At 67.4% G+C, this 15,377-nt stretch carries 16 protein-coding genes; 5 read left to right on the top strand and 11 right to left on the bottom strand.

Going from position 1 to position 15,377, the window contains the following annotated elements:
* On the top strand, positions 1-1,393 hold a 1,393-nt coding region (locus tag AC1DSO_RS01810), incomplete at its 5' end, for an ammonium transporter (protein WP_477067199.1).
* A 112-nt stretch (positions 1,394-1,505) separates the two neighbouring features.
* Entirely contained in the window at positions 1,506-2,315 is an 810-nt protein-coding gene (locus AC1DSO_RS01805) for a lipid II flippase Amj family protein (protein WP_477067198.1), read from the top strand.
* 1 nt (position 2,316) lies between these two features.
* On the opposite strand, the gene AC1DSO_RS01800 is transcribed toward AC1DSO_RS01805, so the two are convergent.
* The 4 genes from AC1DSO_RS01800 to AC1DSO_RS01785 form a co-directional block, all read right to left on the bottom strand.
* A complete protein-coding gene (locus AC1DSO_RS01800) occupies positions 2,317-2,952 on the bottom strand; it encodes a peptidylprolyl isomerase (protein WP_477067197.1) in 636 nt (211 codons plus the stop codon).
* 9 nt (positions 2,953-2,961) lie between these two features.
* On the bottom strand, positions 2,962-3,834 hold the full coding sequence (locus AC1DSO_RS01795; protein WP_477067196.1) for a 4-(cytidine 5'-diphospho)-2-C-methyl-D-erythritol kinase: 873 nt from the start codon (positions 3,832-3,834) through the stop codon (positions 2,962-2,964).
* Between the two features lie 41 nt (positions 3,835-3,875).
* Entirely contained in the window at positions 3,876-5,606 is a 1,731-nt protein-coding gene (locus tag AC1DSO_RS01790; RefSeq protein ID WP_477067195.1) for a tetratricopeptide repeat protein, read from the bottom strand.
* A gap of 84 nt (positions 5,607-5,690) precedes the next feature.
* Positions 5,691-7,364, bottom strand: a complete 1,674-nt coding sequence (locus AC1DSO_RS01785) for an electron transfer flavoprotein-ubiquinone oxidoreductase (protein WP_477067194.1) — start codon at positions 7,362-7,364, stop codon at positions 5,691-5,693.
* A gap of 151 nt (positions 7,365-7,515) precedes the next feature.
* Between AC1DSO_RS01785 and AC1DSO_RS01780 the strand changes: the two genes are divergently transcribed.
* The gene (locus AC1DSO_RS01780; RefSeq protein ID WP_477067193.1) at positions 7,516-8,337 is read left to right on the top strand and encodes a uracil-DNA glycosylase; all 822 of its coding nucleotides are present in this window, start codon (positions 7,516-7,518) and stop codon (positions 8,335-8,337) included.
* A 59-nt stretch (positions 8,338-8,396) separates the two neighbouring features.
* The gene (locus AC1DSO_RS01775; RefSeq protein ID WP_477067192.1) at positions 8,397-10,001 is read left to right on the top strand and encodes a lytic transglycosylase domain-containing protein; all 1,605 of its coding nucleotides are present in this window, start codon (positions 8,397-8,399) and stop codon (positions 9,999-10,001) included.
* On the opposite strand, the gene AC1DSO_RS01770 is transcribed toward AC1DSO_RS01775, so the two are convergent.
* Both AC1DSO_RS01770 and AC1DSO_RS01765 read right to left on the bottom strand, forming a co-directional pair.
* Positions 9,995-10,459, bottom strand: coding sequence for a cell wall biosynthesis glycosyltransferase (locus tag AC1DSO_RS01770; protein WP_477067191.1), 465 nt, complete (start codon positions 10,457-10,459; stop codon positions 9,995-9,997). The two genes, AC1DSO_RS01775 and AC1DSO_RS01770, sit on opposite strands and share 7 nt — an antisense overlap.
* A 146-nt stretch (positions 10,460-10,605) precedes the next feature.
* A complete protein-coding gene (locus AC1DSO_RS01765; RefSeq protein WP_477067190.1) occupies positions 10,606-11,697 on the bottom strand; it encodes a PA0069 family radical SAM protein in 1,092 nt (363 codons plus the stop codon).
* A 172-nt stretch (positions 11,698-11,869) separates the two neighbouring features.
* Between AC1DSO_RS01765 and AC1DSO_RS01760 the strand changes: the two genes are divergently transcribed.
* The gene (locus AC1DSO_RS01760) at positions 11,870-12,289 is read left to right on the top strand and encodes a response regulator transcription factor (protein WP_477067189.1); all 420 of its coding nucleotides are present in this window, start codon (positions 11,870-11,872) and stop codon (positions 12,287-12,289) included.
* 4 nt (positions 12,290-12,293) lie between these two features.
* On the opposite strand, the gene AC1DSO_RS01755 is transcribed toward AC1DSO_RS01760, so the two are convergent.
* From AC1DSO_RS01755 to AC1DSO_RS01735, 5 genes are all read right to left on the bottom strand, one after another.
* On the bottom strand, positions 12,294-12,524 hold the full coding sequence (locus AC1DSO_RS01755; RefSeq protein WP_477067188.1) for a hypothetical protein: 231 nt from the start codon (positions 12,522-12,524) through the stop codon (positions 12,294-12,296).
* Positions 12,525-12,613: 89 nt separating this feature from the next.
* Positions 12,614-13,147, bottom strand: coding sequence for an SRPBCC family protein (locus AC1DSO_RS01750; protein WP_477067187.1), 534 nt, complete (start codon positions 13,145-13,147; stop codon positions 12,614-12,616).
* Between the two features lie 29 nt (positions 13,148-13,176).
* The gene (locus AC1DSO_RS01745) at positions 13,177-13,581 is read right to left on the bottom strand and encodes a VOC family protein (RefSeq protein WP_477067186.1); all 405 of its coding nucleotides are present in this window, start codon (positions 13,579-13,581) and stop codon (positions 13,177-13,179) included.
* A 77-nt stretch (positions 13,582-13,658) separates the two neighbouring features.
* Complete coding sequence (locus AC1DSO_RS01740; protein WP_477067185.1) at positions 13,659-14,918, bottom strand: RNA polymerase sigma factor; 1,260 nt, start codon at positions 14,916-14,918, stop codon at positions 13,659-13,661.
* On the bottom strand, positions 14,915-15,310 hold the full coding sequence (locus AC1DSO_RS01735) for a YciI family protein (RefSeq protein ID WP_477067184.1): 396 nt from the start codon (positions 15,308-15,310) through the stop codon (positions 14,915-14,917). Before AC1DSO_RS01735 ends, AC1DSO_RS01740 begins: the two co-directional genes overlap by 4 nt.
* Positions 15,311-15,377 lie beyond the last annotated feature (67 nt).

Genomic DNA, 15,377 nt, shown 5'->3' with positions numbered 1-15,377 from the left:
GGCTCCGGCCGCCACGCCCGCTCCCGCCGCGGCTCCCGCGCCCGCCATCGTCGACAAGAACGACAAGGGCGACAATGCGTGGATGCTCACCTCCTCGGTGCTCGTCCTGCTGATGATCCTGCCGGGCCTGGCCCTGTTCTACGGCGGCCTGGTGCGCGCCAAGAACATGCTGTCGGTCATGATGCAGGTCTCGACCGTGGCCATCATCGGCTTCGTCGCCTGGGTCCTGTGGGGCTACAGCTTCGCCTTCACGGACGGCGGCAGCTGGGACAGCTTCGTCGGCGGCCTGGGACGCCTGTTCCTCAAGGACGTGACGCCCGCCAGCAATGTGGCGACGTTCTCGACCGGCGTGGTGATCCCCGAACTGACCTTCATCTCGTTCCAGTCGACCTTCGCGGCCATCACGGCCGCCCTCGTGGTCGGTTCGCTGGTCGAACGCATGAAGTTCGCCGCCATCGTCGCCTTCGCCGTCCTGTGGCCGCTGCTGTCGTACTATCCGATGGCGCACATGGTCTGGTGGTGGCCGGGTCCTGACGCCGTGGCCCTGCTGCCTGCTGGCGCCAAGATCCAATCCGGCCTGATCTGGGGCTTTGGCGCCCTGGACTTCGCCGGCGGCACCGTCGTCCACATCAACGCCGGTATCGCCGCCCTCGTCGGCGCCCTGATCCTCGGCAAGCGCCAAGGCTACGGCAAAGAGCCGATGCCTCCGCACTCGCTGACCCTGACCCTGGTCGGCGCCGGCCTGCTCTGGGTGGGTTGGTTCGGCTTCAACGCCGGCTCGAACCTCGAGTCGAACGGCTACGCCTCGCTGGCCATGATCAACACCTTCGTCGCCACCGCGGCCGCCGGTCTGTCGTGGATCATCGTGGAGTGGATCACCCGCAAGAAGCCGTCGGCCCTGGGCCTGGCCTCAGGCATCGTCGCCGGCCTCGTGGCCGTCACCCCGGCCGCCGGTTTCGCCGGCCCGATGGGTTCGGTGATCCTGGGCCTGGTCGTCTCACCGATCTGCATCTTCTTCTGCTCGGTCGTGAAGAACGCCTTCAAGTACGACGACAGCCTGGACGCCTTCGGCATCCACGGCATCGGCGGCATCGTCGGCGCCATCGGCACCGGCCTGCTGGTCAACCCGGCCTGGGGCGGCGCCGGCATCGTCGACTATACGACCTGCGGCAAGGATGGTGACTTCTCGACCTGCGATAGCCTGACCTACGACCTGGGCACGCAGGTGCTGGCTCAGGTGAAGGCCGTCGGCGTCACGGTCGTCTGGTCGCTGGTGGCCTCGCTGATCGTCTTCTTCGTGATTAAGCTGGTCATCGGCCTGAAGGCTTCGCCGGAAGCCGAGGAAGAAGGCCTGGATATCTCGGAACACGGCGAACGCGCCTACCACAGCTAAGCGGTAGGCTCCCGTTGGGAACCGAAGGGCGCGGAGGGGAAACCTTCCGCGCCCTTTCTCTTTGCGACTCCCACCTGATCGGCCAAGTTGCGACGCCCGCCTGGAGATCGCCGTGGACGCCCAACTCTTCCTGCTCTGCGTCCTGACCTTCGTGATCCACCTGATCGGGGCCCTGGCCTACGCCGTGCGCATCGCCGGCGTCCGCACCCGGCGGATCGCCATGTCATTCGCCCTGTTCAATGTGTTGGTGCTGCTGTCGCGCGCCTCTAACGCCTTTCAGGGCCCGTTCCTGTCGAAGCGGATCGAGACCAGCCTGCTGGCGGGCTCGGGACAGCATCTGCTGGCCGACTTCCAGTGGCTGATGGCCAGCGCCAGCCTGGCGGCGTTCGTCGGCGCCCTGGCCATTCCCACAGCCCAGCGTCTGTTCACCCGCGCCGTCGCGCATTTCCAGGTGCATCGTTCAGTTCCCAAGCTCTTGATGCACGCCTTCGCCAAGGGTGGGCTGTCCTATGTCCGCGACGCCGTCGCCCTGCCCTCGCCCGGCCACCTGAAGGGCCTCAAGCAGAAGATCGACGTACCGGCCCGCGTGATCGTCCTGAACGTCCTCGCCCAGGCGCTGCTGACGGTCGGGGTGTTCGCCTCGCTCTACGCCGGCTACCTGGACCCGCAGTTCCGGATCACGGCGGTCAGCTTGTCGTCGGTGATCAACGGCGTCGCCACGATCCTGCTGTTCGTACTGATCGATCCAGCCCTTTCGATCATGACCGATGACGTAATGGATGGCCGCGTCAGCGAGGCCGCTTTCCGTCGTGCGGTCGTCTGGTTCGCCGGCAGCAGGGTCGTCGGCACGGTGCTTGCTCAGGCCCTTCTGCTCCCGGCGGCGAGCGGCGTGGTGCTGCTGGCGAGGATGATCCCCGGCTGACCTAGAGCCGGCGCGCCCGCAGGATCTGCACGACCGGATCGAGCATTTGCCCCTTCATCACCGGGTTGATCGCCACGCCAGGCGTCGGCAGGTTCAGGATCTTTCGGACGATCTCCATGCCCTTCACGACCTGGCCGAAGGCCGCGAAACCGGCGTTATCGCCCTCGCCCGCCGGATTGGCATCCAGGTACGGCGCTTCACCCACGCAGATGAAGAAGTCCGAGTCGCCGCTGCCGGGCTCTCGGCGGGCCAGGGAAAGCGTGCCATCGACGTGGCGCAGGCCGGTCTGGGTAGTCGACTCGTGGGCGACGGGCTTGAGCACCTTCTTCGGATCACCGGCGAGACCGCCCTCGATCAGGCCATAATCCACCGAACTGGGCGCCTTGGCCGCGCGCCAGAAGCTGGCCCCGTCGTAGAGCTTGCCGTCGATATACTGGAGGAAGTTGGCCGTGGTCAGCGGCGCTTGCTTGGTCTTCAGGGCGATGATGATCGCGCCGAGACTGGTCTCGAGGCTGACGACCACGTCTCCGGCGCCAGGCACGATCGGCGTCGGCGGCAGGTTCAGAACCTGGGCCCTCGCCAAGCCCGGCGCGGCGGCAAGGCCGCCCAGAACCGTCAGGACGTCGCGACGCTTCATGCGTATCTCCTAGCTCAGGCGGCAGCGCCGCACCCACCAGTCCGGGCGCATCGCCTCCAGGCGTTCGACCAGACCTTCGGCCTCGATGTCGCCGGCGCACAGGGCAAAGCAGGTCGCCCCGGAGCCCGACATCCGGACCAGCAGACTTTCAGGCTCGTCACGCAGGACGTCCAGCACTTCCCCGATCCGCGGCTCCAGGCCGACAGCCGGCGCCTCCAGGTCGTTGCGCGTGGCCGCGGCCAGCCAGCCGGCGGCCTCCTCGGCGCTTTCGAGATTGGTCGGCAGGAACGGTTGCGCCGCACCGTCGGGATGCACGGCCGCGTCATAGGCGCGATAGACCGCGCCGGTCGGCGATGGGACGCCCGGATTGACCAGCACCGCGTGCAGCTCGGGCAGCATGGGCGCGGGTGTCAGGATCTCCCCTCGCCCCTCCGCCACCAGCGCCCCGGCGCGCAGGCAGGCCGCCCCGTCCGCGCCCAGACCGGCGGCGATCGGCTCCAGGTCGTCGTCGGAAAGGTCAGGAGCTAGGGCGTCGCGCAACAGCTTCAGCGCCGCTCCCGCATCGCTGGAGCCTCCGCCCAAGCCCGCCGCGATCGGCAGGCGCTTGTCCAGGATCAGGCGATACGGCGGAACCGGCCCGCCCAGCTTGGCGTGGAACGCCTTGGCCGCGCGAACCACCAGATTGTCGTCATCAGCCGAAATCGCGCCGCCGAACGGCCCCGAAATCTCGAAGGCCGGCGCGTCGCTGCGCTGGATCACCACCTGGTCGCCCACGTCGGCGAACACCATCAGGCTGCAGATCGGGTGATAGCCCTCGCCGTCCGGCTCACCCACGTGCAGGAACAGATTGACCTTGGCCGGGGCGAAGGCGGACAGCCGCATGGATTCTCTAGCTCAGCTGAAAGGAAAGCCCGCCCGATAGCTCAGTTGTGGACGACCGTCGACTTGACCGCCGCCGCGCCGGTGGGGCCCAGCCCATTCTTCAGCTTAGCCTCGGCCTCGGCCTTTTGCTTGTCGTCAGGCTCCAGGCTCAGGACGCGCCGCCACTGGAACTCGGCCTCGGTCTTGCGGCCAATCTTCCAGTACGCGTCGCCAAGGTGGCCGTTCACGTCCGGATCGCCCGGCTCCATCTCGACGGCCGCTTCCAGCTTCTCGACGGCGGTCTTGTAGTCGCCCAGCCGATAGTAGGCCCAGCCCAGCGAGTCGAGCATGGCGCCCGACTGCGGACGCGCGTTGACGGCCTTCTGGACCATGGCCAGCGCCTCGGCCAGATGCTCGTTGCGGTCGATCCACGAATAACCGAGGAAGTTCAGCAGCTCCGGTTCGTCCGGATTGGCCTTCAGCGCCGCTTGCAGATCACGTTCAGCCTCGGGCCAGCGCTTGGCCTGTTCCAGGGCCACGGCGCGCAGATAGAGCAGCCGCCAGTCGGGCTTTTCGGTCTCGCGGGCGATGATCGGGTCCAGCACGGCCACGGACTCGCTCCACTGTCCTCCGGCCCGCAGCAAGTCGGCCAGAGCGACGTGGGAGTCGCGATCGTTCGGCGCGGCCGTGGCGGCGGTGCGGGCCACCTCCAGCGCCTTGGCCTTGTCGCCCAGGTCGTTCCAGGCCCAGGCGCTCTTGCTCTGGGCCGACGCATAGTGCGGAGAGCCCGGCGGCACGTGGCCGTAAGCCTCGATCGCGCCTTGCGGATCCTCGCTCTGGTTCAGCAGATCGCCGACCAACACCCAAGCCTCGTCACGAGCTGGATCCAGCCGCAGGGCCAGGCGCAGATAGGCCAGGGCGAACTGGGTCTGGCGCTCGCCGGCGAAGGTGGCGGCGCAGGCGACCAGGCCTTCGGCCGCGCCCTGGCGGACGGTCGGCAGCGGCGGCGGCGCGCCCTTGGCGGCGGCGCGGGCCCGGGCCCGCTGCAGTCCGAGATCGTTCGGCGCGGCGCGCAGGGCCGCGTCATAGACGGCCACCGCGTCGGTGTGACGCTTGCGGCGCTCCAGGAACGCGCCGTAGTCGAGGGTGAAGATGCTGGCCGTCGCCGTGTTGGCGGTCAGGGCCTTGTAGTCGGTCTCGGCCTCGTCATAGCGCTTGGCCCGTTCGTAGAGGCGCGCCTGGCCCTGCTGGCCGAAATATTGGACCAGCTTGTCGGTGCGCAGGGTCGGCTGGACGATCGCACCCTCGTTGTCCCCGGCCGCCGCGGCGGCCCAGGGCGCCAGCAGCGCGGCGGCTTGCTGATGCGGGAAGCCGGGCGGGTCGCCCTTCAGCAGCAGCTGGGCGTCCTTGCCCTTGCCGATGGCGATGGATTCGACGACGCGGGTCAGCACGCCCAGGCGCTTGATCGCCTCGGTGGTGTCCGGACCGGTCGGGGCGGCCAGGGCCGCGCGGCTGATGTCGCCCCCCAGCAGCAGGGCCGTGAACGAGCGCTCGCCGATTACGCCGGGATCCTCGCCCAACACCGCCGCCGTGCCGAAATAGGTGGCCGCCTCCTTCGACTTGCCGTCGCGCAAGGCCGCCTGGCCCGCCAGGAACTGACCATAGGAGGTGCGGGTGTCGAACAGTGACGAACCGGCGCTGACAGGGCCTCGTAGCATCACGTCGCCGGGCGCGGCGCAGGCGGCCAGGACGGAGACGGAAACGCAGGCGAGGAGGACTTTGATACGCGTCATCCGCCCACCCTCTGAGGTTTCGAGGCGGTCCGCAAGAAAAAGCCTCCCGGCCGAAACCGGGAGGCTTGCTCGTGGCGCGCCCGCTTACATGTTCGGGTAGTTCGGCCCGCCGCCGCCCTCGGGCGTGGTCCAGACGATGTTCTGCGACGGGTCCTTGATGTCGCAGGTTTTGCAGTGGACGCAGTTCTGAGCGTTGATCTGGAAACGCGGATCCTGGCCCTGCTCGTTGTAGAGCACCTCATAGACGCCGGCCGGGCAGTAGAGGCGCGCCGGCTCGCCGTACTTGGGCAGGTTGACCGCGATCGGGATCGACGGATCCTTCAGCTTCAGGTGGGCCGGCTGGTCTTCCTCATGGTTGGTGGCCGACAGGAACACCGACGAAAGCTTGTCGAAGCTGATCACGCCGTCGGGCTTGGGATAGACGATCGGCTTGAAGTCCTTGGCCAGGCCCGTCGAGGCTGCGTCGGTCTTCTCGTGTTTCATCGTGCCGAAGAACGAGAAGCCGCCGAACAGGTGCGTGCACCACATGTCGAACATGCTGACCGCGCCGCCCAGGGCGGTGCCGAACTTGCCGAGCATTGGCTTGGCGTTGCGGACGACCTTCAGTTCCTTGGCCACCCACGATTTCTCATACGAAGCCTGGTAGGCGGTCAGCTCGTCGCTGGAGCGGCCGGCCTGGACCGCTCCATAGGCGGCCTCGGCGGCCAACATACCCGTCTTGACCGCGTTGTGGCTGCCCTTGATGCGCGGCACGTTGACGAAGCCGGCCGAGCAGCCGATCAGCGCGCCGCCGGGGAAGGTCAGCTTCGGCACGGACTGATAGCCGCCCTCGGTGATGGCCCGCGCGCCGTAGGCGATGCGCTTGCCGCCCTCCAGGTGCGGTCGGACCGCCGGGTGCTGCTTGAAGCGCTGGAACTCGTCGAACGGCGAGATCCACGGGTTCTTGTAGTTCAGGTGCACGACGTAGCCGATGGCCACGTAGTTGTCCCCGAAGTGGTACATGAAGCTGCCGCCGCCGGTCTGGTTGTCCAGCGGCCAGCCGGTGGTGTGTTCGGCCAGGCCCGGCTGATGCTGTTCGGGCGGAACCTGCCACAGCTCCTTGATCCCGAGGCCGTACTTCTGGGGCGACTTGCCCTCGTCCAGCTTGAACTTGCCGATCAGCTGCTTGGCCAGCGAGCCCCGCACGCCCTCGGCGATGAAGACATATTTGCCGTGCAGCTCCATGCCCGGTTGGTAGTCCGGCTTGTGATGGCCGTCCTTGCCGATCCCGACGACCCCGACGACCACGCCCTTGACCGACCCATCCTCGTTCCAGACCAGGTCGGAGGCGGCGAAGCCGGGATAGATCTCGACGCCCAGTTCCTCGGCCTTGGTCGCCAGCCAGCGGCTCAGATTGCCCAGCGAGGCGATGTAGCAGCCGTGATTGTGCATGAACGGCGGCATGGCGAACATCGGCAGGCTGAGTTCGCCCTGCGGGCCCAGCAGCTTGAAGCGGTCCTTGGTGACCGGCGTCTCCAGCGGCGCGCCCTCTTCCTTCCAGTTGGGGAAGAGTTCGGCCAGGCCCTTGGGATCGATCACCGCGCCGGACAGGATGTGGGCTCCGACCTCGGACCCCTTTTCCAGCAGGGCCACCGAGATCTCGGTTCCCGCCTTGGCGGCCAGTTGCTTGAGCCGGATGGCCGCCGAAAGGCCCGCGGGACCGCCGCCGACGATGACGACGTCGTATTCCATCGACTCGCGTTCGAGGTCTTCGCTCATGAGGTCTCCCGGCTGGGCCCGTTAGCCCGTCTTATGACTGTTTGAATCACAGCTTATCCGAACGTGACGCGTGGGCGGTCAAGCACCTGATCTCGCTTTTTTGCTGCGCCGCAACGTGGAGACCGCAAGCAATCCACGCTAAGACGGTCGCATGAGCCTCGCCGTCGATCAACGCGCCGTCGAAAGCCTGCTGGCCTTTTGGGCCGATGCGGGCGTCGAGGCCTGCTACGCCGACGCGCCGATCGACCGTCTGGCCGAGGGCGCGGCGATGCTGCGCGCTAAGAGCCAGCCGCCGCCGCCCCCGCCGCCCGCGGGCCGTTCGGGCTTGACCATAGCGCGCGGCCCCGACGTCGGCTCGGCCATCGCCGAGGCAAAAGCCGCCGCGGCCGCCTGCAACGACCTCGAGAGCCTGGCCGCGGCCATCGCCGCCTTCGACGGCTGCCCGTTGAAGACACAGGGCGCCAAGCAGGCGGTGTTCTCGCGCGGCGTCGCCGACGCGGCGCTGATGGTGATCGGCGAAGGCCCCGGCGCCGACGAGGATGCTCAAGGCGCGCCGTTCGTCGGGCGGGCGGGCAAACTCTTGGACCGCATGCTGAAGGCGGCCGGTCTCGACGAGCGCGTCTTCATCACCAACACCGTCTTCTGGCGTCCGCCTGGCAATCGCACGCCGACGCCGCAGGAGCAGGCCGTCTGCGCCCCCTTCGTTGAGCGCGCCATCGCCCTGGTGAAGCCGAAGATGCTGTTGCTGGCCGGCGGAGCCTCCGCCAAGGCCATGCTGAAGCGCGACGAAGGCATCCTGTCGATGCGCGGCCGCTGGTTCGAATGGACCTCGGAGGACAAGTCCGTAGAGCTTCCGGCCATGCCAACCCTGCACCCGGCCTTCCTGCTGCGGACCCCCGCCCAGAAGAAGAAGGCCTGGCAGGACCTTCTGACGCTGACCGAGCGGCTTGATCGTCCGGACCGCCCGCACTAGAACTTTCGTCGAACAGTCGGAACGGGGGACGCGCGCCTTGGGGGCAGCGCGGATCGAGTTTGCAGCATTGGGTTCGCCTTGCGGCCGCGCTTTCGGCCCTTTTCCTGTGCGTGACGGCGACCGCCGTCCACGCCAGCAGCCTTGAACCCCTGTCTCAAGACGACGTCCGCTCCTACCGCGCCGCCTTCGCGGCGATCGACCGGGGCGATTTCGACGCCGCCGAAGCCGCCTACGCCAACACCCGTGATCGCAGCCTGGGCGGGCGCCTGGCCTTCGCCAAGGTCATGCATCCGACATTGTACTCGGCTAGCTACGATGATCTGACCGAGTGGCTGAAGCGCTACGCCGACGAGGCCGGCGCGGAGCGGGTCTACGCCCTGGCCGGCAAGCGCAAGCCGACCGGCAAGCGTGTCGTCGCCCCGCCAGTTCCGACCTTGTTCGTGGCGGACGAAACCGGTCCGCCGCCCGCTGACAAAGGGCGCGCCGCCCGCGAGGCCTATTATTCCGGCGACGTGAAGAAGGCCTTGACCCTGGCGGTCGCCGGCGGCGAGCGCTGGATCGCGGGATTGGCCGCCTTCCGGCTAGGCGAAACGGCCAAGGCTCAGGACTTCTTCGAGCAGGTCGCCAACGACCCGAACGAGGATGAGTGGCTGCACGCCGCCGGCGCCTTCTGGGCCGCCCGGGCCGCTAGCCAGGAGGGCAAGGCCGGTCAGGCGCGCACCTTGTTGATCCAAGCCGCCCGCGCTCCGCAGACCTTTTACGGTATGATCGCCGCTCGCCAGCTGGCCCTCACCGGCGTGGCCATGCCCAACGATCCAGACGATCCGATCGCGGCCCTGATCAGCCGCGCCGCCTATGCCGGCCCCGACACCGCTTCGCTTGGCCAGCTGATGAAGGCCGACCCGCGCGCGCGCCGCGCCGCCGCGCTGGCCCAGATCGGGCGCTGGCGCGAAGCCGGGCTGGAGCTGCGCGCCGGCCTGTCCCTGGCCGACACTGAAGCCCTGCGCGCCGACTGGACCACCCTGGCCCTGGCGTTGAACGCCAACGCGCCGCTGAACGGTGGCCGGGCGATCAAGCGGATCGGCGGCGAGGACTATCCCCTGCCGCCGCTGGAGCCGATCGGCGRCTTCACCATCGACAAGGCCCTGGTCTACGCGCTTGTGCGCCAGGAGAGCCGGTTCGACCCGCTGGCGCTCTCCAACGCCGGGGCCATGGGCCTGATGCAGGTGCGGCCGGTCGCSGCCGCSCGCGCCGCCGGCGACGACAAGCTGTTGACCGACGCCTCGCCTCTGTTCGATCCCGCCTTCAACCTGCGCGTCGGTCAGGACTATTTCACCTGGCTGATGGATCGCGGCCTGCAAAGCCCCGACATCCTGCGCGCCGTCGCGGCCTATAACGGTGGCCCCGGCACCCTGAACAAGGCCGTGGCCCAATTGGGCGCCGACTGCGACAGCTTGCTGCTGATCGAAAGCCTGCCGGCCCAGGAGACCCGCAACTACGTCGAGAAGGTGATGGCCAGCTACTGGACCTATCGTCGGCTGATGGGCGCGGAGACCAAGACCCTGGACGCRGTGGCCAGCGGCGCTCGGTTGGTGGACTTCCGCCTCGACCTTCAGATCCAGCAGCCGACCTCGATCGACCAGCTGGTCGCCACGCTTCAGTAGCTCAAGCGGCGAGCCTTAAGCGCCTTCGCCAAGGCCTTTTCATCACCAGCGGCCGCGGGCCAATCCAATCGGCGCACAACTACGCCATGCAGACGCGGCGATAGCTTGCTCAGCATCCCGCCCGGAACCGTCAGGTAGGCTGGCGCCCCCGCCCCGCCCGCCAGATGCTTCTCGACCGGCTCGCGCCAGCCTTCCCGCAAGGCGGGGGCGGACCGCAGCGTCAGTATCCAATCGCCCCGCGCCACCGCCGCGCCGGCTGCAAGCCTCACCCCGACGTCGCCGGGCGCCATCACCAGGCGCGCGCCACTGTCCTCGGCCAAGGCCTCGACACCCGGCTCGCCGTTGGTGACGAGGATCACCTCCTTGACCAGGCCATCCACGGCGGCGGGCACCAGCATGGCCATCTGAGCGGCCAAGCCTGTCAGGTCTTCGGAAGCGACGAGAACGACGGAGATCATGATCCTGCTTGACCATGGGGCGCGGCAGGGTCAAGAGCGCTTTCCCGTCATCCTCGCCATAGCGCGGTGGAGAGTACGGGCCGCCCACCCCCGTGTTCCTCGCGGTTTCGGCTCGACGCGCGGCGCGTTTGCCCGAATGACCGCTCCTACGGCCCAAACAGATCCATCTGCGCGCTCCTCGGCCTGGGCGGCGTGAACTGGGTGGCGTCCAGCGGCGCCCAAGGCTGGTCCAGGCCGAACTTCTTGACCGCCAGGTGGAAACGCTGGCGCAATACCTCGGCCACAGGCCCCTCGCCGATCATCCGTTCGCCCCAGTTGGCGCTGTAGGTTTCGCCCTTGCGGATCTGGCGCACCAGCGACATGACCTTGCGGGCTCGGTCCGGATAGTCGGTCTCGAGCCATTCCTCGAACAGCTGGGCGATCTCGCGCGGCAGGCGCAGGGCCACATAGCCCGCCCCCCGCGCCCCGGCCTTGGCCGAGGCTTCCAGCACCGCCTCGACCTCGTGGTCGTTGAGGCCGGGAATGGCCGGGGCGAACATCACCGTCACCGGCACGCCGGCCTCGGTCAGCCGGCGCACCGTCTCGATCCGCTTGCCAGGCGTCGCCGCCCTGGGCTCCATGCTGCGCGCCAGACGCCGGTCCAAGGTGGTGATCGAGATCGCCACCCGCGTCAGCTTGCGCGCCGCCATGGCGCTGAGAATGTCGAGGTCGCGCAGGATCAGGGCCGACTTGGTGATGATCGTGAACGGATGGCTGTAGCGCTCCAGCGTCTCGATCACTTGCCGCGTCACGCGCAGCTGCTTCTCGTCAGGCTGGTAGGGATCGGTGTCGCCGCCGATATGGATCGTGGCGGGCTTGTAGCTGGCCTTGGCCAACTCCTTCTCCAGCAGCTCGCCGGCGTGCGGCTTGAAGAAGATCTTGCTCTCGAAGTCGAGGCCCGGCGACAGGCCGAGATAGGCGTGGTTGGGCCGCGCATAGCAATAGATGCAGCCATGGCTGCAGCCGCGATAGGGATTGATCGAGCGGTCGAAACCGACGTCCGGGCTCTGGTTGCGGGCGATGATCGTCCGCGACTTCATTGGCTTCAGCTCGGTCTTCAGCTGCTTGGGCTCATCCTCCCCCTCCTCGGTCCAGCCGTCATCGAATGCTTCGCGCGCCTGCGACTCGAAACGCCCGGTTCGATTGGATTTCGCACCCCTTCYTCGGGGCGCCGGCTTTAATTTCGCTGCCTCGGCCATGGCGCGACTATGCGACGGTCGCGAGAACATAACAAGAACATACTTGCGACGACGTTCGTGCGCCAATCCGTCGCACACCGTCGGAGGGCGACATCAGGTTTTGGAAAGCCCATTCTCGCATCCTGCCCCTAGGGCAGCGCAGGGCTTTGCGCTGTCGAGCGCGAGGCGCCTGATGTCGGATCGAGTCTTTATCGTCGACGACGACCCCGTGGTTCGGCAGTTCGTCGAACTCGTCCTGACCCAGCAAGGCTACAAGACATCCTCCGCCGCGGCGTCGGAGACGGCCCTGCAGGTGCTAGGACGCGAGAGTTTCCATCTCGTCCTGCTGGATATCAACATGCCCGGCATGACTGGCCTCGATATCCTGCGCCTGATGCGGTCTCGCCCGAAGCGGCCGAAGATCCTGATGATGACCGCTCATCGCGATCCCCAAACGATCATGAAGGCCATGCAGCAAGGCGCCGACGGCTATCTGGCCAAGCCGTTCCAGCCCCTGGACCTGATCAAGCGCGTGGAGACGGTGCTGCGCGGACCGGTCCCACCGAAGCCGGCGCCCGCCAAGGCGGCCAGCGACGAGATCATCCTGGACTGAAGCCTTACTGCTTGCGCTTCTGGGCGTCGTTGGCCTGGAAGTCGCCTTTGCGCTTGGCGTCGTGCGCATGATGGACGTCGCCCTCGCCGCCGCCGCCGGAGACCTTGGCGTGTCGGCTGTAGCGGTCCGGGTCGTCGGGATCTTTCACGGTCGGGTCGGGCTTGGGCTTGTCGCGGTTCTCGTGGCTCGCGCCGGGACCGCCCCAGCGTTCGGTATTGTCGGTCGATTGGGCCATGGCTTCCTCCTGGCTTTGAGGAGTGAACCCCGCCTCGACCGGCCAAGTTCCGAAAGGCGCGACGGCGCTGGGCGTCGTCGCGCCCAGGGTCAAGCTTGCTTCTCGGCCGCCGCCTTCATGTTGGCCAGACCGGTCTCGAAGTCCTTGCCGATCATCTTGTCCATGTTGAAGAACAGACCCATCAGCTTGGAAATGTAGGGACTCTTGCCCTCCATCGTCCAAGTGACCCGGGTAGCCGCGCCTTCCGCCTCGAACACGAAGCGGCCGGTATTGCTGGCCTTGAACGGCTTGAGGAAGTCGAGCTTGAACACGACCTCGTGCGCCGGAACCACCTTCTGGATCTCCATGCGGCCCGCGCCGACCTTGTCGTTGCCCGACCAGGCATAGGCAGAACCGACGCCGGCGGCCGGCCCTTCATAGGTGCGGCTCATGCCTGGATCCATCTTCTCCCACGGCGACCAGGCGCCCCACTGATGAAAGTCCTGGACCATGCCGACCAGCCTTTCAGGCGGCGCGTTGATCACCGCGGCGCGTTTGACGACGAAGGTGTCCGGCCGCGTGGCGGCGAAGCCGAGCACCGCCACGATGGCGACGACGATGACGAGCAGTACGATCTTCAACATGAGCCCTCTCCCCTTGTGTCCTGTTCCTCTTATGCCTTGGGCGTCGTGGCCAGAGACCAGCGAACACCGAACTTGTCCTTCAGCTGACCGTAACGATCACCCCAGAACATCAACTCGATCGGCATGACGACCTCCAAGCCCTCCTTGATGGCCTGCTCCCACGCCGCGTCAACATCGGCCACCTGCAAGTGCAGAGTGTAGGCCTGCGGCTTTTCGGGGTTGAAGCCGTGCTCGGGGAAGAAGTCGCTGACCATCAGGTTGCCGCCGTTGATCTCCAGGTGGCAGTGGATCAGTCGACCGTCGTCGTCCTTGTAGGGCAAACGCAGCAGCTCGCGGGCGCCGAAGGCGCGCTGATAGAGGGCCGAAGCCTCGGCCGCGCCTTCCAGGTTGATATAGGCGATGACACCGGTCAGGGGCGGCGATTGGTCGGTCATGATGTTTTCCTTTGCGATCTCGACGCCGCCTGTCGCGGCCTCGAAGCAAGGACGGACGCGATGTCCGTTGTCCGACACTAGGACGAGGATTTTTTCGCGCCCGCTGACACGCGATCCAGGTACTGGCGGATGTTCGCCGCTTCGGCGGCGGTGTTGGCCAAGGAGATCGCGCGATCGAAGGCTTGGCGGGCGTCGGCCTGGCGACCGGCCTGCAACAGGAAGGCGCCCCGCGCGCCGTGGAAATGGAAATAGCCGTCGAGACGCGCACTCAGAGGCTCGATCATCTCGAGCGCCGCCTCAGGGCCGCGCACCTTGGCGACGGCCACAGCCCGGTTCAGGGTGACCACCGGCGACGGCTGCATCCTCTCCAGCACCGCGTAGAGTTGGTCGATCTCGACCCAGTCGGTGTCCTCGGGCTTCGCCGCGCGGGCGTGCAGGGCGGCGATGGCGGCTTGGACTTGGTAGGGCCCCGGCGCGCGCTTGAGCATGGCCTTGTCGATTAGGGCCAATCCCTCCCCGATCATCTTGCGATTCCAAAGGCTTCGATCCTGATCTTCGAGCAGAATCGCATTGCCGTCGGCGTCAAAGCGGGCGTCCGAGCGGGCGTGCTGGATCAGCAGCAGCGCGGTCAGCCCCATCATCTCCGGCTCGGCCGGGAACAGGCGCAGCAGCAGGCGGGCCAGGCGAATGGCTTCGTCGCACAGTCCGCCCCTGGCTTCGACTGCCTTGCCGCTGGCCGAATAGCCTTCGTTGAAGACCAGGTAGAGCATCGCCGCCACGGCCGCGAAACGTTCGGCCCGCTCGACCGGCCCGGGAGCTTCGAACGAGGCCTCACCGGCCCCGATCCTGGCCTTGGCGCGGGTGATCCGCTGTTCCATGGCCGCCTCGCTGACCAGGAAGGCGCGGGCGATCTCCCTCACGGAGAGTCCCGAGACGATCCGCAGGGCCAGGGCGATCTGCTGGGTGGCCGGCAGGTCCGGATGGCAGCAGATGAACAGCAATCGCAGGACGTCGTCGCGATAGTGCGAGCCGTCGAGGCGCTCGGCGGCTTCGGCCTCAGCGTCCTCGAGATCGGACAGCAGTTCCTCGGGCGGCAGGACGGTGTTGCGGCTGGACTTGCGCACCGCGTCGATGGCGGCGTTGCGGCCCACCATGATCAGCCAGGCCGTCGGATCGCGCGGCGGCCCGTTCTTGGGCCAAGCCTTTAGCGCGCGCAGGCAGGCGTCCTGGAACGCCTCCTCCGCCGCGTCCATTTCACGGAAATAGCGCAGCAGCGCCGCCATGGCCTGGGGCCGGGCGGCGGTGATCGCGCCTTCGATCCAAGCCAGGTCCGTCACGCGCCCACGGCTCCCCCCATGGCGCCCGAAGTGGCTCCCGGCTGGAACAGCGCGATCGGACGGATCTCGTAGGAACCACCGGGATTGGCCTTGCCCAGGTCCTTGGCGATCTCCAGCGCACCGTCCAGCGAATCGCAGTCGACGACGTAGAAGCCCAGCAGCTGTTCCTTGGTTTCGGCGAACGGACCATCCAGCACCAGCGCCGGCTCGCGGTCCTTGCGCAGGGTCGTGGCGGCCGTGGTCGGCATAAGACGGGCGACGGGCCCCAGCCGGCCCTCGCGGCTCAGGCGTTCCTGCACCGTCATCAGCTTTTGCATCACGCCGTCCTCGTGCTCCTTGGACCAGGCGCAGATGACGTCTTCTTGGTTGTAGCAAAGTATGGCGTAAAGCATGGGCGATCCTCTTCTCCCGTTCCCAAGGACGGCGGACTATGCCCGCTTCCGACAGGGGCCCGAAGAT

It is taken from the genome of Caulobacter sp. P4_E5, from assembly GCF_056401555.1.
This window is presented reverse-complemented; position numbering and strand designations above follow the sequence as displayed.